The organism is Lichenibacterium dinghuense, assembly GCF_021730615.1.
Classification (GTDB): Bacteria; Pseudomonadota; Alphaproteobacteria; order Rhizobiales; family Beijerinckiaceae; genus Lichenihabitans; species Lichenihabitans dinghuensis.
Genome location: NZ_JAJLMN010000001.1, coordinates 1825555 through 1848843, shown reverse-complemented (window position 1 = coordinate 1848843; position 23289 = coordinate 1825555). Strand labels below are relative to the sequence as shown.

Genomic DNA, 23289 nt, shown 5'->3' with positions numbered 1-23289 from the left:
ACGCCGGATCGATTGCCCTCTGTGGGCCGCATGACGGCGAATTAATCTGACGCGACCGCGACATTCCGCCGGTCCCGCCCTACAAGGTTGGAACCATTCCAGGTTCCACCCGCCCCCATCATGACGTTTCGATGACGATCGACCCCTCACTCCCGGACCTTCTGCTCCGCCTCGCCCTCTCGCTGGCCGCCGCGGCCCTGATCGGCCGCGAGCGCGGCGCCAACGGCCATTCCGCCGGCCTGCGCACCACCATGCTGGTGGCCCTGGCGGCGTCGCTCGCCACCGCCCTGTCCGGCGTGCTCCTGTCGACGCACGGCAAGGTCGAGGGCGACTTCTCCACCATGGACGTCATGCGCCTGCCGCTCGGCATCCTCACGGGCGTGGGCTTCCTCGGCGCCGGGGCGATCCTCAAGCGCGGCAAGCTCGTCAAGGGACTCACCACGGCGGCGACGCTCTGGGCCGTGACGGTGATCGGCATCGTGTTCGGCACCGGCGAATACGCGCTCGGGCTGACGGCGACCGCCCTGTGCTTCGGCTCGCTCTACGGCCTCAAGTTCGTCGAGGTCCGCCTGACGCAGCAGCACGACGGCACGCTCACGCTCGTCACGGCCGGCCGCGACCTGCCCGGCGCCTGGCGCGACGTCCTCGGCGGGACGCGGTGCAGAGCCCAGCTGCTCCGGCAGGGCTTCGACGCCGAGACCTCCAGACTGACCTCGGCCTACAAGCTGAGCTGGGAGGGTGCCGCGGACGCGGAGCCGCCGACCGAGCTGCTGCGCGGCGCGACCGCTCTCGAGGGCATCCTGTCGGTCGATCTCCAGATGGAGGAGGCCAGCAGCTGAGGCCACCCGAGCGGGGGGCGAGTCCTCGCCGGACCGCGTCCGGCCACGACCGGACCGTCGTGGCGGGTCCGCATCCCCGGGGCGTTTCCGGAGCGACGGGCGACACCGTCCCGACGTCGCGCTTCAGGCGCCGGCCTCGGGTGGATCGTGCCAGCGGCGCAGGCGTCGACGCCGCTGGCACGATCCACCCCGAGGCCGGGGATCGCGGACGGGGGTGGCGCGACGCCCCGCTTCCTCTATGAGGGGTGGCGCGGGGCTGAAACCCGCTCGCATCCCGGCCGCGATCCATGTTCACGCCCCAGACGTCACCGGATTTCCAGCCCCGTCCCGCCGCCCCGCTCGCCCCCGCGGCGCCCGGCCTCGTGCCGGGCCGCTCCTGCGAGACCTGCACGGTCTGCTGCAAGGCCTTCGCGATCCCCGAGGTCGACAAGGGGCCGGGCCAGTGGTGCCGCCACGTCGTGCAGGCGCGCGGCTGCGGCATCCACGCGGAGCGGCCGCAGACCTGCCGCCTGTTCTTCTGCCACTGGATGCGCAACGGCGCGCTCGGGCCCGAATGGCGGCCGGACCGCGCCAAGTTCGTCATGTACACCGAGATGGAGGGGCGCCGCCTCGTCGTGGCGCCCGACGTCGGCGCGCCTGGCTCCTGGCGGCGCGCGCCCTATTACGCGCAGATGAAGCGCTGGGCGGCGCTCGGCGCCCCGCGCAACAACCAGCTCATCGTGTTCAACGGCGACCGCGCCACCGCGGTGCTGCCCGACCGCGACCACGAGATCGGCCTCGTCAACGTCGGCGACAGCATCGTCTACCGGGTCGCGGGCAGCCGCATCGAGGTCGAGCACCGCCGCCGTTCCTGAGGGAGAGCGCGGCCCTCGTTGACGATGCCCGCGCCGGCTCCGATCTGAGGACGGCAAGCGTCCCCTCCGAAAGGCACTTCCATGCTGGCCACCGACGACGACATCCTGGCGAGCGCCGAGTCCTGGCGGCGCGCGGGCCGCGGCGTGGCGCTCGCCACCGTGGTCGAGACCTGGGGCTCGGCGCCCCGCCCCGTCGGCAGCCACCTCGTCGTGGACCGGGACGGCAACTTCCTCGGCTCCGTGTCGGGCGGCTGCGTCGAGGGCGAGGTCGTGACGGAGGCCCTGGACGTCATCGCGGACGGCGCCCCGCGCACGCTGGAGTTCGGCGTCGCCGACGAGACGGCGTGGCGCGTCGGCCTGTCGTGCGGCGGCAGGATCCGGGTCTACGTCGAGCGGGTCGACTGATGCGTCTCGATCTCCTCTCGGACCTCAATGCCGAGCGCGCGGCGCGCCGCGCCGCCGTGGTGGTGACCGACCTCGCCACGGGCGCGCAGCGCCTCGTGCGCGCCGGCGACATCGCCTCCGACCCCCTGGCCGAGCCGATCGCGGACGCGCTGCGCTCCGGCCGGAGCGGAACCGTCGCGGCGGAGGCCGGCCCGGCCTTCCTGTCCGTGGCTGTGCCGCCCGTGCGGCTCGTGGTGATCGGCGCCGTGCACGTCAGCCAGGCATTGGCCCCCATGGCGAAGCTCGCCGGCCTCGACGTGACGATCGTCGACCCCCGCACCGCCTTCGCCACGCCCGAGCGCTTCCCCGACGTCGCCCTGCTGGCCGAATGGCCAGACGCCGCGCTCACGCGCCTCGGGCTCGACCGCTTCACCGCGGTCGCGGCCCTGACCCACGACCCCAAGATCGACGACCCCGGGCTCGACGCGGCGCTGCGGGCGGGATGCTTCTACGTCGGCGCGCTGGGCTCGCGGAAGACCCATGCCGCGCGGGTGGCCCGGCTCCTCGCGGCCGGCCACGATGAAGAGACCGTCGCCCGCATCCGCGCGCCGATCGGCCTCGACATCGGGGCGGTGTCGCCGGCCGAGATCGCCGTCTCGGTCCTGGGCGAGGTCGTGGGCGCGCTGCGCCGCAAGCCCACCCGCGCCGAGAAGGCCGGCGCCGCGGCACCGGCCGCGGCCCCGTGAGGTTCGGCCCCGTCCCGGTCGCCGAGGCCGCGGGCGCGGTCGCGGCCCACGGCGTCCAGGCGCAGGCCGAGGGCGGCGAGGCCGTCGTGGTCAGGAAGGGCGACACCGTGTCGGCCGCGCAGGCCGCCGCCCTGGCGCGGGCCGGCGTGCGCGCGGTCGTGGTGGCGCGGCTCGAACCCGGCGACGTGGGCGAGAACGCCGCCGCGCGCCGCCTCGCCGAGGCCGTGGCCGGGCCGGGCCTGTGGATCGAGCGCGCCTTCACGGGCCGCGCCAACCTGTTCGCCGCCGCGGCCGGCATGCTGCTGGTGGACGCCGAGGCGGTCGAGCGCGTCAACGCCGTGGACGAGCGGCTGACGCTGGCGACCCTGCCGCCGTTCCGCGCCGTCGCCGAGAACGAGATGGTCGGCACCGTCAAGGTCATCCCCTTCGCGGTCGAGGGCGACGTGCTCGGCCGCGCGGTCGACGCGGTCGGGGCGCCGGCGCTGCGGGTGGCCCCCTACCGGGCCCGGCGCGTCGGCGTGGTTTCGACGCTGCTGCCGGGGCTGAAGCCCTCCGTGGTCGCCAAGACGCTGCGCGTGCTGGAGGACCGGCTCCAGCCCACGGGCTCCTCGGTCGCCGCGGAGGAGCGCGTGCCGCACGAGGCCGCGGCGGTGGCCGGCGCGCTCCAGCGCATGGCGCCGGACCACGACCTCCTGATCGTCTACGGCGCCTCCGCCATCGCGGACCGGCGCGACGTGATCCCGGCCGGGGTGGAGCGCGCGGGCGGCATCGTCGACCACCTCGGCATGCCGGTCGACCCCGGCAACCTCCTGATGATGGGCCGCATCGGCGACGTGCCGGTGCTGGGCGCGCCGGGCTGCGCCCGCAGCCCCAAGGAGAACGGCTTCGACTGGGTGCTGCAGCGCCTGCTCGCCGACGTGCCGGTGACGGGGGCGGACATCCGCCGCCTCGGCGCCGGCGGCCTGTTGATGGAGATCGTGTCGCGCCCGCAGCCGCGCGACGGCGCGCCGAGGGGCGGGCCGGCGGAGGACGGGCCGTGAAGGCCGCGGCCGTGATCCTCGCCGCCGGCACGGCCAGCCGCTACCGCGCCGCCGACCCGACGGTGGCGACAAAGCTGGTCGCACGGCACGGCGGCGTGCCGCTGGTGCGCCGCGTCGCCGAGGCGGCGCTCGCCAGCCGGGCTCGTCCCGTCGTGGTCGTCACGGGCCACGCCGCGGCCGAGGTCCGCGCGGCGCTCGACGGCTGCGCCGTGGGCTTCGTCCACAACGCCGACTATGGGACCGGCCTCGCCTCCTCGCTGCGCGCCGGCCTCGCGGCGCTGCCGGCCGACGCCGCGGGCGCGCTGGTGCTGCTCGGCGACATGCCGGACGTGACGGCGCCGCTGCTCGACCGGCTGATCGGGAGTTTCGAGGCCGGCCGCGACGCCGAGGCCGCCGTGCCGGTGCACGGGGGCCGCCGCGGCAACCCGGCGCTGCTCGGCCGCGCGCTCTTCGCCCCCGCCCTGGCGCTCACCGGCGACGAGGGCGCCCGGCGGCTGCTCGGCCGCGCGCGGGTGGTCGAGGTGGGAATCGACGACGACGGCGTGCTGCTCGACGTCGACGACCCGGCGTCGCTGCTGGCCATCGCGGGGCGCGGGACGTGACCGACGACCGCCCGCGCTGCGCCTGGCCCGGCCACGACCCGCTCTACCGCGCCTACCACGACGCGGAATGGGGCGTGCCGGAGCTCGACGGCCGCGCGCTGTGGGAGAAGCTGATGCTCGACGGCTTCCAGGCCGGCCTCAGCTGGATCACCATCCTGCGCAAGCGCGAGGCTTTCCGCCGCGCCTTCCGGGACTTCGACCCGGAGCGCGTCGCGCGCTTCGGGGAGGGCGACGTGGCGGCGCTGCTCGGCGATCCCGGCATCGTCCGCTCGCGCGCCAAGATCGAGGCCACGGTCGGCAACGCCCGCGCCTACCTCGCCATGCGCGACCGCGGCGAGGACTTCTCGCGCTTCTGCTGGGAGGCGGTGGGCGGCGCCGTGCGGCAGAACGCGTGGCGGGCCGGCGAGGTGCCGACCGAGACGGCGGAGTCGCGTGCCCTGTCGAAGGCCCTGAAGGCGCGGGGCTTCAAGTTCGTCGGGCCGGTGATCGTCTACGCCTGGATGGAGGCCGTGGGCCTCGTCAACGACCACCTCGTCACCTGCTTCCGCCACGGCGAGCTGGGCGGCGAACCGCCGCCCTGAGGCGCCGCGGGCCCTTTCCGCCCGAGCCCGTTCCGTGGTTTGGTGTTCGCCGGCGGCGCGGGGAAAGCGGTCCCCGCGCGAAGGAGCGGGCATGTCGAACACGAATTTCCCCGACAGCGCGGTCGTCTACATCCTCGACGACATGCCGGGCGAGGGCGAGTTCCAGGGCACGGGCGTCATCATCGGCCCGCACACCATCCTGACGGCCGCCCATCTCGTCTACGACGCCGACACGGGCGCCACCGCCGACGCCATCAGCCTCTACCCGGGCTTCACGCCGGACACGACGACCTACAACCCCGTCGGCGCCCTCGGCGGCCTCCAATCCATCCACACGATCAAGGTGCAGGACGGCGGGGGGGAACTGTCCCGCGAAGCGTCGCAGTCCGATTTCGCGATCATCGACACCTCGGCCGACCTGTCCGCCTACGGGTCCTTCGCGCTCGATCCGGGCTTCACCTCCGGCGACGTCGTGGTGAAGGGCTACCCGGCGTCCAACGACGGGCACTTGAGCGGGGCCGGCGGCGTCGTGGGCCAGGACGGCTCGCTGTCCCTCATCGGCACAGCGGCGCTCCCGCTGTCGCCCGGCTACAGCGGCGGCCCGCTCTACGACACGGTGGAGCGGAACGGAGCCGTGCTGAACGCCGTGGTCGGCACCGTGTCGACGGGCGACGACGCGATGAAGCTCAACAGGGCCAAGGTCGCCCTGATCCGCCACTGGATCGCCTCCGACCAGTCCCTCTACGCCGGTGGCCAGGACGCGCCGAAGGGGCTGGTGCCGCAGATCGACGGCACGGTGGGCGACACCGTCGACGCGGCGGCCGTGATGGCGCCGTCGGCCTCGTCCGTCCTGGCCGCCGCGCTCGCGCCGACCTCCGCCGGCCTCGCCGCGGCCCACCTCCCGGCCGGGCACCACACCGGCCACCCCGCCGTGCCGGGCGGCTTCCTCGACCTCGTGAACGCCCTGCAGATGCCCGCCGGCGGCGAGGCGTTCCCGGCGGGGCCGACGGCGGGCGGCGGCCTGGCCGGGCTCGCGAGGCCGCATCACGGGCACCACGGCCACGGCAGGATCACGGGCGACGCCTGACCGCCGCGCCCGGCCCCGCCTACCGCTCGTCCCCGAGCCCGATCCCGAGCCCGCTCCGCGCCTTGACGGCGCGGTAGTAGCTCCACAGCAGCCGCGCCGCGACGGCGCGGTAGGGCCGCCACCGGTCCGCGATGCGGGCCAGCGCGGCGGCGTCCGGCCGCGCGTCGAGCCCCATCGCCAGCCGCGCCGCCTCCTCGAGCGCGATGTCGCCCGGCGGCCAGGCGTCGGCGTGGCCGAGGCAGGACAGGAGGTAGAGCTGCGCCGTCCAGGGCCCGACGCCGCGCAGCGCGGTGAGCCGCGCGGCAGCGGCCTCGGCGGGCAGCGCCGACAGGCCGTCGAGATGGAGGCGCCCGTCCAGCACCGCCGCGGCCGCGGCGCGCAGCGTCAGCACCTTGCCGGCCGACAGGCCTGCGGCCCGCAGCGTGCCGTCGTCGGCCGCCGCCAGCGCGGAAGCGTCGAGCGGGGCGAGCGCCGCGCGCAGCCGCCCGAAGATCGCCGCCGCGCTGGCGGTGGACACCTGCTGCGACACCACCAGGGCGCAGAGCCCCTCGAAGCCCGGCGCCCGGCGGCGCAGCGGCGGCCGCCCCCCGACGGCGATGAGCCGCGCGACCAGCGCCGGGTCCCGCTCGCCGAGGGCCGCGATGGCGCGGTCGAGGTCCGCCTCGGTGTCGATCGGCGAAACCCCGGCGCCGTCCGGCGTGTTTCCCCCGCGACCGGGGACCCGCGCTGCGGCGGGCCGGCACGGCGACGGAAGGGTGGCGGGCGTGACGGATCCTGACGGCGGGCGCGAGATGCCCCGCGTGTTCCGCTTCGCGCCCTCGCCCAACGGCCTGCTCCACCTCGGCCACGCCTTGTCGGCGCTCATCAACCGCGACGCCGCGGCCGCGGCCGGCGGCACGGTCCTGCTGCGGCTGGAGGATATCGACCGCGAGCGCTGCCGGGAAGCCTATGCGGCCGCCATCGTGGACGACCTCGGCTGGCTCGGCGTGGTCTGGCCCGAGCCGCCGCGGCGCCAGTCCGACCATTTCCCGCTCTACCGCGCGGCGCTCGACCGGCTCGCAGCGCGCGGCCTCGTCTACCCCTGCTTCTGCACGCGCGGCGCCGTGCTGGCGGCCAGCGCCGCCAAGGCTGCGGCCGAAGGGGCGCCCCGGCCCGTCGACCCCGACGGCGCGCCGGTCTACCCCGGCACCTGCCGCCACCTGCCGGCGGCCGAGCGGGCGCGGCGCCTCGCCGAGGGGTGGCCGGCGGCGCTGCGCCTCGACGTGGCGCGGGCGCTCGCCGAGGACCCGGCGCCGCTCCGCTGGCGCGAATGCGGGGCGGGGGGAGGGGAGGACCAGCCTTCGCGCGACGTCTCCGCCGACCCGGCCGCGTGGGGCGACGCCCTCCTGGCCCGGCGCGAGACGCCGACGAGCTACCACCTGTCCGTCGTGGTCGACGACGCCGCGCAGGGCGTCACCGACGTGGTGCGCGGGCTTGACCTGTTCCACGCGACGTCGCTGCACAGGCTGCTGCAGCGCCTGCTCGGCCTTCCCGCGCCGCGCTACCACCACCACCGCCTGGTCCTCGACGCCGGGGGCGACAAGCTGTCGAAGAGCCGGGGCGCGCCCTCGCTGCGCGACCTCAGGGCGGAGGGTCTGTCCCCCGCCGACGTCCGGCGGCGCGTGGGCCTGCCGGTGTGATCCGCTCCGCCCCCCACCGCGAGCCGGGGCTCCCGGACGACCTGCGTGTGGTGAGGGTCGACCTCGACTTCGACGCCCCGCCGTCCGACCCGCTGTTCGACGTCCTGTCCGACGACGAGCGGGACGCCGCGGCGCGCTTCCACCGCCGCGCCGACGCCGTGCGCTCCGGGGCGACGCGCTCGGTGCTGCGGCGGGAACTCGGCGCCGAGCTCGGCGTGGCGCCGGCGGTGCTCCGCTTCGTCCGGACCGAGCGGGGCCGCCCCGCGCTCGACGTCGCGGGGACGCCGCCGCTCGACTTCAACGTCGCGCACGGCGGCGACCACGCCCTCGTGGCCTGGTCGCGGCTCCGGCGCGTCGGCGTCGACGTCGAGCCCATCAGGCCGGAGTGGGACTGGCGGCCGCTGGCCCGCACCGTGCTGGGCGCGGAGGACGCCCGCCGCATCGGGAGCGCGCCGGAGCCGGAGCGGGCCGCGCTGTTCCTCGCCGTCTGGACCGCCAAGGAGGCGCTGCTCAAGGCCGACGGGCGCGGCATCGCGGCGGGCCTCGATGGATTTTCGGTGCTGTCGGACGAGGGCAGGCCTCCGCGCGTCGGCGGCGTCACGGTTCTGGCGGGGGAGCTACGGCGCTTCGAGGCCCGATGGCTGCGCGGCATCCCGGGCCATGCCGCCTGCGTGGCGTGGTCGGCGAGCGCGGGACTCGACTGACGTCGAGGCACATTCCGATGACTTTTGCGACATCCGCTCGGTCGCACCCGGTCGGCCTCCTCCACCGCGCTTCGCGCGGTCCCCCTCCTCCGCAGGCGGAGGAGGGGAACCAGCCGAAGGCTGGTGGAGGCGGCGGCGGGGCGCTACCGCGCAGATCTGTTCCGAGCCGATCACCCCAGATGATCGAGGAGAAGGGTCACCCCCGCCACGCCATCCCGCTCATCGCGCCCGCGAAGGGCTTCGGTATCGGCGCCGCCAGGTCGCCGCGCTTGCTCGTGGACAGGCCGAGGCCCACCAGCGCCTCGACGAAGCGCACCGCGATGCCGACGCCGTCGATCACCGGCACGCCGAGCTCGCGCTGCAGGTCGGCGGCGAGATCCGCCATGCCGGCGCAGCCGAGCACGATGGCGCCCGAGCCGTCCTCGTCGAGCGCGCGGCGGCACTCGTCGAGGATGCGGCCCCGCGCGTCCGACGCCGGGTCGTCGAGCTCCAGCACGGCGAGTTCCGTGGCCCGCACGCGCCGGCAGTGGCCGTCCATGCCGTAGGCGCGCAGGAGGTGCTCGGCGATGATCCGGGTGCGGCCGAGCGTGGTGACGATGCTGAAGCCCGTGGACAGGAAGCTCGCCGCGTGCATGGCGGCTTCGGCGATGCCGAGCACGGGGCCGCGCGCGGCCTCGCGGGCGGCGAGGAGACCGGGGTCGCCGAAGCAGGCCACCACGTAGCCGTCGCAGCCTTGGAGCTCGCCCGCGCGGATCTCCTCCAGGAGGCCGATCACGCTCACCGCCTCGTCGTAGTGGCCCTCGATCGAGGCCGGGCCGGAGGGCGATGTGGCGGCCACGATCACCGTGCCCGGCGAGGCCGCCGCCCGCGCCGCCGCGGCGATCCCCGCCGTCATGGTTTCCGTGCTGTTGGGGTTGATGACCTTGATGCGCATGGCGATGGACCCCGATCGGCGGCAGGGCGTTTGTGGCCCGGGTGTGGCACGTGTGGCTCAGCCCGCACGTCGCCGCAAGCGGTGGGCTGGACGGGTTCAGAGCCGGTTCAGGGCGCCGAGGGCTCCATGCGGCCGCACGTCGTCCTCCGGTGGTCGGGGGACGGGCGGCCGGAACGACACGATTGTCGACGAGAGGGAAACGACCATGAGGAAGATGATCGCCGGCTGTATCCTGCTGGCCCTGGGCACCACGGGCGCCGTGGCTCAGACGGCGGCTCCCGCTGCTCCGGCCCCCGCGGCTCCGGCCGCCGCGCCCTCGCCCACCGGCCCGGCCGCGACCGCCCCGTCGCCGACCGGCCCCGCCGCCACGATGCAAAAGCCCATGGCTCCGAAGCCGATGATGGCCAAGCCGATGGCGAAGAAGCCCATGATGCGCCGCAGCGCCATGATGCATAAGCCGATGATGCACCATCGCACCATGGCCCGGCACCACGGGATGATGATGCGCCGCCACGCCGCGATGATGAAGCGGTCCCGCATGATGGGCCACCGCGGCATGATGATGAAGCACCGTTCGATGATGATGCATCACCGCGGCATGATGATGAAGCATCGCGCGATGATGTACCGCCCGATGATGCATCGCTCGCGCATGATGAACAAGCACAGCTATGCCTATCGCCGCGCGCACTTCACCAACGGCATGATGCAGCGCAGCCTTATGCGCCACCACACCATGCACCGTGGCATGATGCATCACACGATGATGCACCACACGATGCACCACCGCGCCATGCATCGGGCGATGTGATCCGCCCTCGGCCGGGTGTCCTCGGAAGCCGGGCTCGCGCCCGGCTTTCTCACGTCGGCAGGGTGAGCAGCCCCGCCGCGCCGTTGCGGGTGCCGAAGAGGAGCCTGGTGCCCGCGGCGTTCCAGCTGAGGGCCGAGACGGCGCCGCCGCCCTCGTCCTCGCGGCGGATCAGGATCTCGGAATTGTCCTTCATCCGCACCATCAGCACGAAGCCGTCGTCGTAGCCGAGCGCCAGCACGCCCGCGCGCGGGTGGAACGCCACCTGCGACACCCGCACCGGGCGCACCCCGCATTCGCGCGGGGGCTTGCCCATGGGCCCGTCCTTGCCCTCGAAGGGCCACACCACGCAGGCCTCCGCGCCCGAGGTGGCGAGCCAGTTCCCGTCCGACGACCACGACAGCGAGCGGGGCTTGGCCGGATAGCCCGACATGCGCATGTGCTTGGAATCGGAGACGCGCCAGCCGTGCATGGCGTTCTCCTGCATGGTCGTGACCACGAAGCGCCCGTCCGGCGACCACACCACGTCGAGGTGCGAGCCCTTCCATTCCAGGGTCTGCGGGGCCTCGGCCGTGTTGGGGAACCAGAGGGACGCGCCGTTGTAGTGGCTGAAGGCGAGGCGGTAGCCCTTCGGCGCGAAGGCGAGGCCGCGCACCGAGGACGTGGCCTCGACGCCCTTGACCTCGCCCTTGGCCGAGCGGGCCCGCACCGCGCGGCCCGCCGCCCAGGCCACGGCGCCGGCCGGATGCAGGGCCACCGCGTCGACCCAGCCCTTGCCGGCGGCGAGCTCCTCCGCGGTCCCGTCGGCGCGGGTCGACACGACGCGCCCGTCGTCGCCCCCCGTCACGATGCGGTCGCGGTCGGCGGCGGCGCAGAGCACGGCGCCATCCGGGTGGGCGGCGACGCGCCTGTCCCCCTCCGCGCCGAGCAGCACCGTGCCGTCGCCCAGCGCCAGCGCCGGCACGTCGCCGAGGAAGCAGGCGGCGGTGACGTGGGCGCCGGCGGGAAGCGGGGCGACGTTGGCGGACAGGCTGTCGGTGGGGGCGGGCGGCATCGAAGGTTCCGGAACGGGCGTCAGAGCGAGAAGCCGCCGTCGACGAGGTGGATGGTGCCCGTCGTGTAGCGCGACTCGTCCGACGCGAGATAGACGGCCAGCATGGCGACTTCATGCGCCGTGCCGAGCCGGCCCATCGGCTGGCGGTCGACGAAGGCCTGGTGGACTGCCTCGCGCGTCTGCCCCGTCGAGGCCGCCAGCGCGTCGATGCGGTCGTCGAGCGACGGGCTCTCGATCGTGCCGGGGCAGATGGCGTTGCAGCGGATGCCGCGCTTGATAAAGTCGGCCGCCACCGCCTTCGACAGGCCCACCACCGCCGCCTTCGTGGCCCCGTAGACGTAGCGGTTGGGGATGCCGCGCACGGAGGACGCGCCCGACGCCACGTTGACGATCGAGCCGAGCCCACGCTCCAGCATGCCGGGCAGGAAGGCCCGCACCGTGCGGTGCATGGACTTCACGTTGAGGTCGAAGGAGAAGTCCCAGTCGGCCTCGGAACAGTCGAGCACGCTGCCGTGGTGGACGAAGCCCGCGGCGTTGAACAGGACGTCGATCGGCCCGAGGTCGCGCGCCAGCGCCTTCACGGCCTCGGTGCGGCGGACGTCGAGGTCGCGGCGGTCGGCGCCGTCGAGCCCGGCGAGCTTGGCGGGGTCGAGGTCGGTCGCGACCACGCGGGCGCCCTCGGCCAGGAAGGCCTCCGCCGTGGCGCGCCCGATGCCCTGGCCGGCGGCCGTCACCACGGCGATCTTGCCCGCCAAACGTCCCGCCATCGCGGCCTCCCCCGAGCCAGTTGTGCGGACGGGCGTAGGAGGGGGTGGCGCGGTTGTCAAACGGCGGGCGCCCTTCTCCCGCGAGGGGAGAAGGGTGCCGATTCCTCCCACCCTTGCGCCCGCCCGCGATCCCTGCCACATAGGCGCCGGGAGGTTGGCGAAGGGCGTTTCACCCGCCAACCGGGTCAGATCCGGAAGGAAGCAGCCCTAACGGGACCGAGCGGGTTTTCGTCCAATCTCCTACCTCGCCGACCTTGAGGCTTCGCTTCGGCCGGCCCCGTCCCCATATCGGAAATCAGGTCGTTCGCTCCTGCGAAGGGGATCCGCTTGTCGCTCGACAACAACTACCGCGTCCTCGCCCGCAAGTACCGCCCGACCCATTTCGACGACCTGATCGGCCAGGAAGCGCTGGTCCGCACCCTGTCGAACGCCTTCGACCTCAGCCGCATCCACCAGGCCTACCTCTTGTCCGGCGTGCGAGGCGTCGGCAAGACCACGACGGCGCGCATCATGGCCCGGGCGCTGAACTACCACCGCGCCGCCGGCGACGGCGCCCCCCTCATCGACGCGCCGACGATCCGCATGCCCGGCCTCGGCACACACTGCCAGGCCATCATCGAGTCGCGCCACGTCGACGTGGTGGAGATGGACGCCGCGTCGCACACCGGCATCGACGACGTGCGCGAGCTGATCGAGGGCTCGCGCTACCGCCCCGTGATGGCGCGGACCAAGGTCTACATCATCGACGAGGTCCACATGCTGTCCAAGGCGGCCTTCAACGGCCTCCTGAAGACGCTCGAAGAGCCGCCGGACCACGTCAAGTTCCTGTTCGCCACCACCGAGGTCGACAAGGTTCCGGTGACGGTGCGCTCGCGCTGCCAGCGCTTCGACCTACGCCGCGTCGAGGCCGACGTGATGATGGCGCACCTCAGGTCCATCTGCACCCGCGAGGGCGTCGAGATCGACGACGAGGCGCTGGTGGTCATCGCCCGCGCGGCCGAGGGCTCGGTGCGCGACGCGCTGTCGCTGCTCGACCAGGCCATCGCGCACGGCGCCGCCCACGCCACGACGGGCCGTCCCCACGTCGGGGCCGACGGCGTGCGGGCCATGCTGGGCCTCGCCGACCGGGCGCGCATCATCGACCTGTTCGAGGCCGTGATGGGCGGGCGCCTGCCCGAGGCCATGACGGGCCTGAAGCACCTCCACGACAGCGGCGCCGACCCCGGCCACGTCGTGTCCGACCTCGCCGACTTCGTGCACCTCGTGACGCGCCTCAAGCTCGTGCCGGACGCCGCCAAGGACCCGGCCCTGACCGAGCAGGAGCGGGTGCGCGGCGGCGCCTTCGCGCAAGCGCTGTCGCTGCCGGTGCTCACCCGCACGTGGCAGCTCCTCGTCAAGGGCCTCGCCGACGTCAAGGACGCGCCGCGGCCCATCCAGGCCGCCGACATGGTGCTGGTGCGCCTCGCCTGCGCGGCCGACCTGCCGACCCCCGACGAGGTGATCAAACGGCTGGTGTCCATGCCGGCCGGCGACGGCGCGCCGCTCCTGCCGCCCCCCGGCGGCGGGGGAGGGGCGCGCCTGCCGGCCCTGGGCGGCGGCGGCTCGGCCGCGGCCATTGCGGTGGGCTCGCCCCTGCGCCACGCGCCGGCCGTGCAGGGCGCGCCGATGGCCTCGGCCCGGACCGCGGCCGCGCCGCAATCCTCCTTGCGGCTCGATGCCTTCACGGACGTCGTGGCCCTGGCCCAGGCGCGGCGCGACATCCAGCTCAAGCTCGCGCTGGAGCGCGACGTGCGCCTCGTGCGCTTCGAGGACGGCCACATCGAGTTCGAGCTCGCGCCCGAAGGCTCGCGCGACACCGCCGCCAACCTGTCCCGCCGCCTCGCCGAATGGACCGGCGTGCGCTGGATGGTGTCGGTGGTGTCGGGCGGCGGCGCCCCCACGATCCGGGAGGAGGCCGACGCCAAGGCGCGCAGCGAGAAGGACGACGTCGCCGCCGACCCCACCGTGCGGCTGCTGCTCGACACCTTTCCGGGCGCCGAGATCGTGGCCGTGCGCTCGCTGATCGAGCCGCCGGCGCCCGCGCCGGTCGCGGTCGCGGCGCTGGATGAGCCCGACGCCGATATCGGCTATGCCGAAGACGAGTACACCGACGACGACCTTTGAGGAGGGACGACAGATGGCCGACATCATGGGCCTGATGAAGAAGGCGCAGGAGATGCAGGGACGCATCGCCGACATCCAGAAGGAGCTGGAGGCGATGGAGGTGGAGGGCGCCGCGGGCGGCGGCCTCGTGCGGGTGACGCTCACCGGCAAGGGCGCGCTGAAGGGCGTGGCGATCGACGACTCTCTCCTCAAGGCGGACGAGAAGGAGATACTCGAGGACCTCCTCGTCGCGGCCCACGCCGACGCGCGCACCAAGGCGGACCGCGCCGCCGAGGAGAAGATGAAGGGCGCCACCGCCGGCCTGCCGCTGCCGCCCGGCTTCAAGCTGCCGTTCTAGGCCCCTACGAGAAGCCCGCATGCCCGACCGCGTCGTCGGCCCCGAGATCGAGCGGCTGATCCAGCTCCTGGCGCGCCTGCCGGGCTACGGCCCGCGCTCGGCCCGGCGCGCGGCGCTGCACCTGATGCGGCGGCGCGAGGAGCTGCTGAGCCCGCTCGCCGACGCCATGCGGGTCGCCAAGGAGCGCATCGTCACCTGCGAGAGCTGCGGCTCGGTCGACACGCGCTCGCCCTGCTCGATCTGCGGCGACAATCGGCGCGACGCGGCGCAGCTCGTCATCGTCGAGACGGTGGGCGACCTGTGGGCGCTGGAGCGCGCCGGCGTGGTGAAGGGGCGCTACCACGTGCTCGGCGGCACCCTGTCGCCGCTCGACGGCGTCGGCCCCGCCGACCTCAACCTTCAGGGCCTCGTGTCGCGCGTCGCGGGAGGCGGCGTGCGCGAGGTCATCATCGCGGTCAACGCCACGGTGGACGGGCAGACCACGGCCCACTACGTCACCGACATGCTGTCCCACCTCGGCGTCAAGGTGACGCGCCTCGCCCACGGCGTGCCGGTGGGTGGCGAGCTCGACTACCTCGACGAGGGGACGCTCGCGGCGGCGGTGCGGTCGCGCACGGCGTTCTGACACCGAGCGCGCGGCGCGCCATGCGGGCTGCGACGCTCCCGACGACCCCTGCACCGTCATCGCGAGCGCAGCGATCCAGAGCCGACGGGAGTTGCCGCGCGATGGCGCCTCGCCGGGAGCGCCTCGTCTGGGCGGCGGGGGCTGGATCGCGTCGCTGCGCCCGCGATGACGGTGGACGACCGGCCGTTCAGGGCGCCGGGCCCGCCCCGGGCGCGAAGCCGAAGACGCTGAAGATCAGCACGTTCAGGCCGATGAAGGCCAGCACGAGCCCGTCGATCCAGGCGGCCGGGAACATCGTGCGCCCCCGCGCGCCGTTGGCGTGGCCGGCCCCGAAGGCGATCAGGAAGACGCCGAAGGTGAGCCCGACGATGAAGCTGGTTGTCACGCGCGTCCCTGCCGAAGTGTCGCGAGGCCGCGGGGGCGCGAACTCCCCTTCGTCATGCCGAGTTGGCGGCCGCAACGCTAGCCCTTGGCCAGCCCGGCGACGGAGGACCTCTTGACCCCCACCAACATCAAGCACGCCGTCTTCGAGACGAGCCGCCACGGCGACGGCGGCGCCAAGGTGCAGATCGTCGGGCCCTTCGGCACGTTCGGGATCGTCGTGCCGGCGGCGGGCCATTCCGAGCACATGAGCGAGCACCAGAGGATCGAGGCCCTGCGCAACGCCCTCGCGGCCATGGGCGAGGCCGCCGAGCGGCTGAAGGAGCACCTCGGCCGGATCGACCCGGACGGCGAGGCCCCGCACAAGCCCGAGAAGCCCCTCCCGCTGAACGCCCGCTTCGCCTGACGGGTCACGGGTCGCGGACCGGCCCGGGCGTGCCGATCGAACGGCCACCCGCCACCGGGATGCCGACGTCGGAGCAGGACCGAAGCGCCGCCGGCCCGCGCCCGCTCAGGCGGTCGCCTCCCGCGTCAGGCCCAGGCGCCGCTCCATCGCCTCGCGCATCAGGAACTTCTGCATCTTGCCCGTGACCGTCATCGGAAAGCTGTCGACGATCTCGACGTAGCGCGGCACCTTCTGGTGGGCGATGCGCCCGGCGCAGAAGTCCCGAACCGCCTCGGCCGTGAGCATGGCGCCGGGGCGCGGCCGCACCCAGGCGCAGACCTCCTCGCCGTAGCGCGGGTCCGCCACCCCGAACACCGCGACGTCGCCGACGTCAGGGTGGCGATAGAGGTAGTCCTCGACCTCGCGCGGCGACACGTTCTCGCCGCCGCGGATGATGAGGTCCTTCAGGCGCCCGACGATGTTGCCGAAGCCCTCCGGGTCGATCGTGGCGAGGTCGCCCGTGTGCATCCAGCCCTCGGCGTCGAGCACGGCGGCGGTGCGCCCGGGCTCGCCCCAGTAGCCGCGCATCACCGAATAGCCGCGCGTGCAGAGCTCCCCCGCGGTGCCGCGCGGCACGACCCGCCCTTCGCCGTCGACGACCTTGCATTCGACGTGCGGGTGGACGCGCCCCACCGTCGACACGCGCCGCTCCAGAGGATCGTCCACCGCGCTCTGGAACGACACGGGGCTCGTCTCCGTCATGCCGTAGCAGATGGTGAGGCCGCCGAGGTTCATCCGCTCGGTGACGCGCCGCATCACCGCGATGGGGCAGGGCGAGCCCGCCATGATGCCGGTGCGCAAGGCGGACAGGTCGAAGCGGTCGAACTCCGGGTGGTCGAGCTCGGCCAGGAACATGGTCGGCACGCCGTAGATCGCGGTGCAGCGCTCGTCCGCGGCGGCCCGCAGCGTCGCCAGCGGGTCGAAGCCGCGGCCGGTGAAGACCAGGGCCGTGCCGTGCGTCACCGCGGCCAGCACGCCCATCACCATGCCGAAGCAGTGGTAGAGCGGCACCGGCACGCAGATCCGGTCCTCCGGCGTGAGCCGCATGGCGGCGCCGACGAAGAAGCCGTTGTTGAGGATGCTGCGGTGGCTCAGCGTCACGCCCTTGGGCGAGCCCGTCGTGCCGCTGGTGAACTGGATGTTGGCGTCGTCCCCGGCCCGGATGGCGCCGGCCAGCGCCGCCACCCGGCCTCGCGCCTCCGGCGTGGCGCGGTCCGGCACGGCTTCGAAGGGGATCGTGCCCGGCGCGTCGAGGCCGAAGGCGATCACGAGGCGGAGGTCGGGCAGCCGCTCGGGGGCGACCTCGCGCAGCAGGGCGAGGTAGTCCGACCCCTTGAAGGGCGGCCCCAGCACCAGCGCGGCGCAGCCGACCTGACGCAGCGCGTATTCGAGCTCGAAGGCCCGGTAGGCGGGGTTGACGGTGACCAGGATCAGCCCGGCCTTGGCGGCGGCGAACTGGGTCAGCACCCATTCGGCGGTGTTGAGCGACCACACGCCGATGCGATTTCCCGGCTCCAGCCCGAGCGCCAGCAGCCCGGCCGCGACGGCCTCGGCGCGGCGGTCGAGCTCGGCCCAGCTCCAGCGGACGGCGGCCTCGTCGGCGCCGAGCGGCGCCACCAGGGCGTCGCGGCCCGGCCAGCGGCGGGCGGCGTCGGCCAGCGCCCGGCCGATCGGGAGCTCCAGGAGCGGCACGTCGCGCGCGCCCGAAACGAAGCTCGGCTCCAAGCCCGCATCCATGCGTGTCGCCTCCCGTGCTCCGGCGCCCGTCCGGCGCTCCCGTCCGCCATCATGGGGCGAAACCGCGGGGTCCGCACGCGCGATCTGTGATGGGGTCTTGCGATCGATCTCACGCGTGGCGCCCGGTGCGGCACGACGCCGGTCGCTCTCGTGGAGGGCGGAGGAGCGCGCCTCACCGGCGCGCGGCCGCAACGCGATGGTGCCGGGGCGGCGAAATGGGGTAGAAGCCGGCCATGGCTTCCGCCCCGGGTTCCGATTGATCGCGCCGCTCCCTCCCCGTTTCATCGTCGCCGAGGATCCCGACGGGCCGCCCGCGGGCCTCGAAGGCGCCGTGGTGGCGATCGGCAACTTCGACGGCGTGCACCGCGGCCATCAGGCCGTGATCGGCCGGGCGCGGGCGCTGGCGGCCGAACTCGGGCGGCCCACCGCCGTGCTGACCTTCGAGCCGCACCCGGGCGACTATTTCGCGGGCGCCCCGACGATCTTCCGCATCACGCCGCCGGCCGCCAAGGCCCTGGCGCTGAGCCGGCTCGGCACGGTGGACGGCATGGTGGTGCGCAGCTTCGACGCCGGCTTCGCCTCGCTGTCGGCCGAAGACTTCGTGGCCGACGTGCTGGTGCGCCGCCTCGGCATCGCGGCCGCCGTGGTGGGCTACGACTTCCACTTCGGCGCCAGGCGGGCGGGCACGCCGGCCTACCTCGCCGACGCCGGGGTGCGGCACGGCTTCGCCGTGGCGGTGATCGACAAGATCGTGTCGGACGCGATGGGCGACCTCGCCGCCGTGTCGTCGACCGCGATCCGCCGCGCGCTGGAGGCGGGCGACGTGGCGCGCGCCGCGACGCTGCTCGGGCGCCCCTATTTCGTGCTGGGCGAGGTGGTGCACGGCGAGAAGCTCGGCCGCACGCTGGGCTTCCCCACCGCCAACCTCCGGCTCGACCCCACGGCCCGGCTCGCCCACGGCATCTACGCCGTGCGGGTCCGCACGGAGGCGGGCGAATACGGCGGGGTCGCCTCCTACGGGCGCCGGCCGACCTTCGACAACGGCGCGCCGCTGCTCGAATCCTTCCTGTTCGACTTCTCCGGCGACCTCTACGGGCAGCACATCGAGGTCGACTTCGTCGGCTGGATCCGCGGCGAGGAACGGTTCGACTCCGCCGAGGCGCTGGTGATGCGGATGAAGGTCGACGCCGCGGAAGCGCGGGCGATGCTGGCCGGATAGGCATCCCGGAAGCCCGCTTCGTCGCTGGAAAACCACGGCATTCGCGACCATCTCAGGGAAAACGGAGCGCCGTCGCGCTCGCCCCCGACCATGGACCCACGATGCTCACCAGCGCGGAACGCCCCGTCTCCGACCTCGGCCACGACGACCTCGTCCTCCCCTTCGCGGTGACGCCGCTCGACATCCGCGGCCGCGTGGTGCGGCTCGGGCCGGCGGTCGACCGCATGCTGAAGCAGCACGACTATCCCGAGCCCGTGTCGCGGCTCGTCGGCGAGGCCGCGGCCCTCACCGCGCTGCTCGGCTCGTCGCTGAAGATCGAGGGCCGTTTCCAGCTCCAGACCAAGACGGACGGCGCCGTCGACATGCTGGTGGTGGACTTCGACGCGCCCGATCGCCTGCGCGCCTTCGCGCGCTTCGACGCCGAGCGCCTCGCCGCGGCGGGGGCCCACCCCGGCTCGGCCGAGCTGCTCGGCCAGGGCCACCTGGCGCTCACCATCGACCAGGGCGCCGACATGTCCCGCTACCAGGGCGTGGTGCCGCTGGAGGGCCAGGGGCTGGAGGCCGCGGCGCACCAGTATTTCGCCCAGTCCGAGCAGATCCCGACGCTGGTGCGCCTCGCCGTCGGCCAGAACGTCACCGGCGAGGGCAGCGAATGGCGGGCCGGCGGGCTGCTGGCGCAGTTCCTGCCCGAATCCGAGGACCGGCGCCGCCAGTTCGACCTCGACCCCGGCGACGCGCCCGAGGGCTTCGTGCGCAATGCGCCCGAGGACGACAGCTGGTCGGAGGCCAAGGCGCTGGCCGGCACGGTGGAGGACCACGAACTCGTGGACCCGACGCTGTCGAGCGAGCGCCTGCTGTTCCGCCTGTTCCACGAGCGCGGCGTGACGGTGTTCGAGGGCCAGGCGATGCACGACGCCTGCCGCTGCTCGCGCGAGCGCATCGGCGGCATGCTGCGCTCCTTCACGGTGGCGGAGCGGCGCGACATGGTCGGGCCGGACGGCCGCATCGGCGTCACCTGCGAGTTCTGCGGCGTGCACCGCGACTTCGACCCGGCCGACTTCGACGCCCCGCAGTGAGGCGGCGCGTCGGGGCGCTCCTCCGCCTTGTGGCGGCGCGGGCGCCCCGGCTTCAAAGGTCCTTGCGCATCCACACCTGCCGGTGGCCGGGCGGATAATCGTCCAGCACGCCGAAGACCGCGTAGCCGTGGCGCTCGTAGAAGCCCTGCGCCTGGAACGAGTAGGTGAACAGGCGCGCCCGGCCGCAGCCGCGCGCCCGGGCTTCGGCTTCGGCGGCGAGCACGCGCCCGCCCCAGCCGGCCCGCCGCTCCGCCTCGGGCAGCCAGAAGCAGTCGAGGTACAGCCAGCCCCAGTTGGTGGTGCCCGTGGCGCCGCCGACGGCGCGGCCCGCACGGTCGCGCAGGAAGACGCAGAGCGGGCGGCGGTCGTAGGGGAGCGCCCGCTCGACGTTGAAGGCCGTGAGCTCGCGCTCGACCAGCGCCACGTCGCCCGGATCGGGCGCGTCCGTCAGGGCGAGGGCGAGGTCGGCCAAGGGGCTCAGCTCTTGAGCAGCGGCTCCAGGATCTTGTCGAGCTCCTGCACGCTGAGCTCGCCGGGGTGCTTCACGCCGTTGATGAAGAAGGTCGGCGTCGCGTCGACGTGGAAGTCCTTGCCGGCGGCGTCGCGCTCGGCGTTGACCTTGTTGTAGAGCGCCTGATCCTTGAGGCAGCTCTCGAAGGCGTCGTGGGTGATGCCGGCCTGCTTGACGGTGTTCTCCAGCGCCTCGACGGGCTTGTCGACGAAGGCCCAGTTCTTCTGCTGGTCGAACAGGAGGTCGGTGATGGCGTTGCGCTTGTCCGGCCCGGCGCAGCGGCCGAGCATGAAGCCCGCCGTGGCGAGCGGATCGAGCGGGAACTCGCGCAGCACGAAGCGCACCTTGCCGGTGTCGATGTACTTCGCCTTCAGCGTCGGCCAAGTTTCGGCGTGGAAGGCCGCGCAATGCGTGCAGGTCATCGACGCATATTCGATCATGGTGACGGGCGCGTCCTTGGAGCCCTGCCACAGGTCGGGGAGCGGCGGCTCGGCCATGAGCTGGCCGAGCGGGACGGTCTGGTCGGCGGCCGAGGCCGCGGGGGCGGCGCCCGCGAGGGCCGCGACGGCCGCCAGCGCCAGCAGGGCGCGGCGGCGGGGGAGGACGGGACCGCTCATGAGGGGACCTTTCAGGGCTGGCGACGGCACCGTCGCGGAAGCTGAGCCGTGTTTAATGCAGATCGGCGCGCGAGGGAAACGCGCGTCGCCGCGGCCTCAGCGGACCTTCAGCGTTCGGGCGCCGAGCCGCACCAGCGCGGCGCGCAGGGCCTCGTCGTCGATGCCGCCCGTGAGGTCCTGCGCCGCCGCCACCGCGGCCGGCTTCGGCGGTGGGGCCGCCGCCCGGCGCGGCGGCCGGCCCGCCAGCGGCGCCTGGCGCAGCGCCAGCTTGCCGATGCAGCGCCAGCCGAGGTGGGCGTTGATGCGCTCGATCAGCAGCGGGGCCAAGTGCTGGAGCTCCAGCGCGAAGGCGCCCTCCACCCGCACCACCAGCGTCGCGGGCGGGCGCCCGCCGCCGGGCTCGGACGGTGCATCGCCCCCCTTGGGCGTCTTGAACGCGGCGCCGCGGCGCGGCCACTTGATCTCGACCGGCTCGGCGAAGGCGGCGACCCGCGGCCCGGCGATGTCGGCCCAGCCCGACACGATGTCGACCTCGCCGAAGCCGTAGCGGGCCAGCGCCGGCGCGATGCAGCCGTCCACCCAGTCGGCCAGCGGCCGCCCGCCGTATCTCGTCCGCCCGGTCACAGCCATCCCGGCGCTTTCCCCCGCTGCCCCGGCCTGCTAGCGCTCGGGCCCACACCGCCGAAGCTTACCACCGCCCCATGCTCGCGTCCCCCGCCGTCACGACCGCGCTGCTCAGCTGGTACGACCGCCACCGCCGCACCCTGCCGTGGCGCGCGACGGGCGCGGCGAAGCCGGACCCCTACGCGGTGTGGCTGTCCGAGGTGATGCTGCAGCAGACCACGGTGGCGGCCGTGAAGGGCTTCTACGCGCGCTTCCTCGCCCTGTGGCCGGACGTCGCCGCGCTGGCGGCGGCGCCGCGCGAGGCGGTGCTGAAGGAATGGGCCGGCCTTGGCTATTACGCCCGCGCCCGCAACCTCCACGACTGCGCGGCGGCGGTGGTCGAGCGCCACGGCGGCCGCTTCCCGCGCACCGAGGCGGAGCTGCGCGCCCTGCCGGGCATCGGCGACTACACGGCGGCGGCGGTGGCCGCCATCGCGTTCGGCGAGGCCGCCACGGTGGTCGACGGCAACGTCGAGCGGGTGATGACGCGGCTCCACGCGGTCGAGACGCCGGTGCCGGCGGCGCGGCCGGAGATCCGCCGGCTGACGGCGGCGCTGGTGCCCGCCGCGCGGCCGGGCGACTTCGCGCAGGCCACCATGGACCTCGGCGCCACGGTCTGCACGCCGAAGTCGCCGGCCTGCGCGATCTGCCCGCTGACGGGCTTCTGCGCCGCGCGCGCCGCCGGCACGCAGGCGCTCTACCCGCGCAAGCTGCCCAAGAAGGCGACCCCGCGCCGGTACGGCGCCATGGCCGTGGTGGAGCGGGCGGACGGCGCCGTGCTGGTGCGCACGCGGCCGTCGAAGGGCCTGCTCGGCGGCATGACGGAGTTCTTCGGCTCGGACTGGGGGGCGGCCGCGCCCGACGCGGAGGCCATGATGCGCTCCAGCGGCGCCCCGCTGGAGCGGGTCGGGAGCGTCGAGCACGTGTTCACGCATTTCGCGCTGACGCTCGACGTCTACCGCGGGCGCTCGCCCACGGGCGCGGCGCCGGAGGGCTGCCGATGGGTCACCCCGGCGCAGCTCGCGCGCGAGCCCATCCCCAACGCCTTCGCCAAGGTGTGGGAGGCCGCGAGGGCGTCAGCCGTCGTCCCGGTCGCGGCGGACGGCCTGCGTCTCGTAGGCCTCGAATGAGCCGATCAGCAGCGTCGCCGACAGGGCGAAGACCGCGAGGCACACGCCCGACAGCGAGCCGCTCATCGGCGTGACGTGGCCGAAGCCCAACGCCCCGGAGCCGACGCAGAGCGCCGCCAGGGCCATCATCCAACTCAGCATGGGAAGAACTCCGCGGGCCTCGCCCGTTGCGGTCCGACTTACCCATAATGCGCCGCGTGAAACAGAGTTCCGGACCGGGAGCGGTTCAGAGTGGTTAATGATTTCTTTAAACGGCACCGTCATTTGATCGTCACGGGGCGTCGATAATAGAGGCATTCTGCCCAA

29 protein-coding genes and 1 other RNA gene are annotated in these 23289 nt (G+C 74.1%); 19 read left to right on the top strand and 11 right to left on the bottom strand.

Translation table 11 applies throughout. From position 1 onward, the window contains the following. The first annotated feature begins 131 nt into the window (after positions 1-131). From L7N97_RS08955 to L7N97_RS08920, 8 genes are all read left to right on the top strand, one after another. Complete coding sequence (locus tag L7N97_RS08955; RefSeq protein WP_237477966.1) at positions 132-839, top strand: MgtC/SapB family protein; 708 nt, start codon at positions 132-134, stop codon at positions 837-839. Positions 840-1126: 287 nt separating this feature from the next. Next, positions 1127-1693 (top strand): hypothetical protein, encoded by a 567-nt coding sequence (locus tag L7N97_RS08950; RefSeq protein ID WP_237477965.1) that lies wholly within the window; start codon positions 1127-1129, stop codon positions 1691-1693. 81 nt (positions 1694-1774) lie between these two features. Further along, the gene (locus L7N97_RS08945) at positions 1775-2098 is read left to right on the top strand and encodes an XdhC family protein (protein ID WP_237477964.1); all 324 of its coding nucleotides are present in this window, start codon (positions 1775-1777) and stop codon (positions 2096-2098) included. Beyond that, positions 2098-2823: an XdhC family protein gene (locus L7N97_RS08940; protein ID WP_237477963.1), complete on the top strand. Its 726-nt coding sequence runs from the start codon at positions 2098-2100 to the stop codon at positions 2821-2823. Before L7N97_RS08945 ends, L7N97_RS08940 begins: the two co-directional genes overlap by 1 nt. Then, positions 2820-3863, top strand: a complete 1044-nt coding sequence (locus tag L7N97_RS08935; protein ID WP_237477962.1) for a molybdopterin-binding protein — start codon at positions 2820-2822, stop codon at positions 3861-3863. Before L7N97_RS08940 ends, L7N97_RS08935 begins: the two co-directional genes overlap by 4 nt. Then, complete coding sequence (locus tag L7N97_RS08930) at positions 3860-4465, top strand: nucleotidyltransferase family protein (RefSeq protein ID WP_237477961.1); 606 nt, start codon at positions 3860-3862, stop codon at positions 4463-4465. Before L7N97_RS08935 ends, L7N97_RS08930 begins: the two co-directional genes overlap by 4 nt. Beyond that, on the top strand, positions 4462-5046 hold the full coding sequence (locus L7N97_RS08925) for a DNA-3-methyladenine glycosylase I (RefSeq protein WP_237477960.1): 585 nt from the start codon (positions 4462-4464) through the stop codon (positions 5044-5046). Before L7N97_RS08930 ends, L7N97_RS08925 begins: the two co-directional genes overlap by 4 nt. 91 nt (positions 5047-5137) lie before the next feature. Next, positions 5138-6133, top strand: a complete 996-nt coding sequence (locus L7N97_RS08920; RefSeq protein ID WP_237477959.1) for a trypsin-like serine peptidase — start codon at positions 5138-5140, stop codon at positions 6131-6133. Between the two features lie 19 nt (positions 6134-6152). Here the strand turns inward: L7N97_RS08920 and L7N97_RS08915 are convergent, their stop codons facing one another. Beyond that, positions 6153-6959 carry a DNA-3-methyladenine glycosylase family protein gene (locus L7N97_RS08915; protein ID WP_237477958.1) on the bottom strand — a complete coding sequence of 269 codons (807 nt, stop codon included), beginning with the start codon at positions 6957-6959 and terminating at the stop codon, positions 6153-6155. Here L7N97_RS08915 and gluQRS point away from each other — a divergent pair. Both gluQRS and L7N97_RS08905 read left to right on the top strand, forming a co-directional pair. Continuing rightward, positions 6925-7812: a tRNA glutamyl-Q(34) synthetase GluQRS gene (gene gluQRS, locus L7N97_RS08910; protein WP_237477957.1), complete on the top strand. Its 888-nt coding sequence runs from the start codon at positions 6925-6927 to the stop codon at positions 7810-7812. The genes L7N97_RS08915 and gluQRS overlap by 35 nt on opposite strands. Next, positions 7809-8516 carry a 4'-phosphopantetheinyl transferase family protein gene (locus L7N97_RS08905; protein ID WP_237477956.1) on the top strand — a complete coding sequence of 236 codons (708 nt, stop codon included), beginning with the start codon at positions 7809-7811 and terminating at the stop codon, positions 8514-8516. The genes gluQRS and L7N97_RS08905 overlap by 4 nt, the downstream gene beginning before the upstream one ends. A gap of 196 nt (positions 8517-8712) precedes the next feature. Here L7N97_RS08905 and L7N97_RS08900 read toward each other — a convergent pair whose 3' ends face one another. Together L7N97_RS08900 and L7N97_RS08895 are read right to left on the bottom strand one after the other, a co-directional pair. After that, positions 8713-9450: an aspartate/glutamate racemase family protein gene (locus L7N97_RS08900; protein WP_237477955.1), complete on the bottom strand. Its 738-nt coding sequence runs from the start codon at positions 9448-9450 to the stop codon at positions 8713-8715. A gap of 264 nt (positions 9451-9714) precedes the next feature. Beyond that, the gene (locus tag L7N97_RS08895) at positions 9715-9990 is read right to left on the bottom strand and encodes a hypothetical protein (RefSeq protein WP_237477954.1); all 276 of its coding nucleotides are present in this window, start codon (positions 9988-9990) and stop codon (positions 9715-9717) included. Here L7N97_RS08895 and L7N97_RS08890 point away from each other — a divergent pair. After that, positions 9989-10261: a hypothetical protein gene (locus tag L7N97_RS08890; protein ID WP_237477953.1), complete on the top strand. Its 273-nt coding sequence runs from the start codon at positions 9989-9991 to the stop codon at positions 10259-10261. The genes L7N97_RS08895 and L7N97_RS08890 overlap by 2 nt on opposite strands. Positions 10262-10310: 49 nt before the next feature. Here the strand turns inward: L7N97_RS08890 and L7N97_RS08885 are convergent, their stop codons facing one another. Together L7N97_RS08885 and L7N97_RS08880 are read right to left on the bottom strand one after the other, a co-directional pair. Beyond that, a complete protein-coding gene (locus L7N97_RS08885) occupies positions 10311-11312 on the bottom strand; it encodes a WD40 repeat domain-containing protein (protein WP_237477952.1) in 1002 nt (333 codons plus the stop codon). A gap of 20 nt (positions 11313-11332) precedes the next feature. Beyond that, positions 11333-12079, bottom strand: coding sequence for an SDR family oxidoreductase (locus L7N97_RS08880; RefSeq protein ID WP_237477951.1), 747 nt, complete (start codon positions 12077-12079; stop codon positions 11333-11335). A 148-nt stretch (positions 12080-12227) separates the two neighbouring features. On the opposite strand from L7N97_RS08880, the gene ffs reads away from it, so the two are divergent. The 4 genes from ffs (at position 12228) to recR (ending at position 15204) form a co-directional block, all read left to right on the top strand. Next, an RNA gene (gene ffs, locus L7N97_RS08875) (signal recognition particle sRNA small type) lies at positions 12228-12325 on the top strand. 75 nt (positions 12326-12400) lie between these two features. Further along, positions 12401-14242 carry a DNA polymerase III subunit gamma/tau gene (locus tag L7N97_RS08870; RefSeq protein ID WP_428981053.1) on the top strand — a complete coding sequence of 614 codons (1842 nt, stop codon included), beginning with the start codon at positions 12401-12403 and terminating at the stop codon, positions 14240-14242. A gap of 13 nt (positions 14243-14255) precedes the next feature. After that, positions 14256-14579, top strand: coding sequence for a YbaB/EbfC family nucleoid-associated protein (locus L7N97_RS08865; protein ID WP_237477949.1), 324 nt, complete (start codon positions 14256-14258; stop codon positions 14577-14579). 19 nt (positions 14580-14598) lie between these two features. Further along, the gene (recR, locus tag L7N97_RS08860) at positions 14599-15204 is read left to right on the top strand and encodes a recombination mediator RecR (protein ID WP_237477948.1); all 606 of its coding nucleotides are present in this window, start codon (positions 14599-14601) and stop codon (positions 15202-15204) included. A 187-nt stretch (positions 15205-15391) separates the two neighbouring features. Here the strand turns inward: recR and L7N97_RS08855 are convergent, their stop codons facing one another. Next, positions 15392-15589 (bottom strand): hypothetical protein, encoded by a 198-nt coding sequence (locus L7N97_RS08855; protein WP_237477947.1) that lies wholly within the window; start codon positions 15587-15589, stop codon positions 15392-15394. A 111-nt stretch (positions 15590-15700) separates the two neighbouring features. Between L7N97_RS08855 and L7N97_RS08850 the strand changes: the two genes are divergently transcribed. Further along, the gene (locus L7N97_RS08850) at positions 15701-15991 is read left to right on the top strand and encodes a hypothetical protein (RefSeq protein WP_237477946.1); all 291 of its coding nucleotides are present in this window, start codon (positions 15701-15703) and stop codon (positions 15989-15991) included. A 105-nt stretch (positions 15992-16096) separates the two neighbouring features. On the opposite strand, the gene L7N97_RS08845 is transcribed toward L7N97_RS08850, so the two are convergent. Beyond that, entirely contained in the window at positions 16097-17767 is a 1671-nt protein-coding gene (locus L7N97_RS08845) for an AMP-binding protein (RefSeq protein ID WP_237477945.1), read from the bottom strand. Between the two features lie 256 nt (positions 17768-18023). On the opposite strand from L7N97_RS08845, the gene L7N97_RS08840 reads away from it, so the two are divergent. Then, the gene (locus L7N97_RS08840) at positions 18024-18986 is read left to right on the top strand and encodes a bifunctional riboflavin kinase/FAD synthetase (RefSeq protein WP_237477944.1); all 963 of its coding nucleotides are present in this window, start codon (positions 18024-18026) and stop codon (positions 18984-18986) included. Between the two features lie 101 nt (positions 18987-19087). Then, positions 19088-20062 carry an Hsp33 family molecular chaperone gene (locus tag L7N97_RS08835; protein WP_237477943.1) on the top strand — a complete coding sequence of 325 codons (975 nt, stop codon included), beginning with the start codon at positions 19088-19090 and terminating at the stop codon, positions 20060-20062. A 52-nt stretch (positions 20063-20114) separates the two neighbouring features. Here the strand turns inward: L7N97_RS08835 and L7N97_RS08830 are convergent, their stop codons facing one another. The 3 genes from L7N97_RS08830 to L7N97_RS08820 all read right to left on the bottom strand — a co-directional run bounded on the left by L7N97_RS08830 (position 20115) and on the right by L7N97_RS08820 (position 21820). After that, positions 20115-20534, bottom strand: coding sequence for a GNAT family N-acetyltransferase (locus L7N97_RS08830; protein ID WP_237477942.1), 420 nt, complete (start codon positions 20532-20534; stop codon positions 20115-20117). Positions 20535-20539: 5 nt separating this feature from the next. Next, on the bottom strand, positions 20540-21190 hold the full coding sequence (locus L7N97_RS08825) for a DsbA family protein (protein ID WP_237477941.1): 651 nt from the start codon (positions 21188-21190) through the stop codon (positions 20540-20542). A gap of 96 nt (positions 21191-21286) precedes the next feature. Next, positions 21287-21820, bottom strand: coding sequence for a DUF721 domain-containing protein (locus L7N97_RS08820; protein ID WP_237477940.1), 534 nt, complete (start codon positions 21818-21820; stop codon positions 21287-21289). Between the two features lie 71 nt (positions 21821-21891). Between L7N97_RS08820 and mutY the strand changes: the two genes are divergently transcribed. Further along, positions 21892-22983: an A/G-specific adenine glycosylase gene (gene mutY, locus L7N97_RS08815; RefSeq protein WP_237477939.1), complete on the top strand. Its 1092-nt coding sequence runs from the start codon at positions 21892-21894 to the stop codon at positions 22981-22983. On the opposite strand, the gene L7N97_RS08810 is transcribed toward mutY, so the two are convergent. Continuing rightward, the gene (locus L7N97_RS08810; protein ID WP_237477938.1) at positions 22930-23124 is read right to left on the bottom strand and encodes a hypothetical protein; all 195 of its coding nucleotides are present in this window, start codon (positions 23122-23124) and stop codon (positions 22930-22932) included. The genes mutY and L7N97_RS08810 overlap by 54 nt on opposite strands. Positions 23125-23289 lie beyond the last annotated feature (165 nt).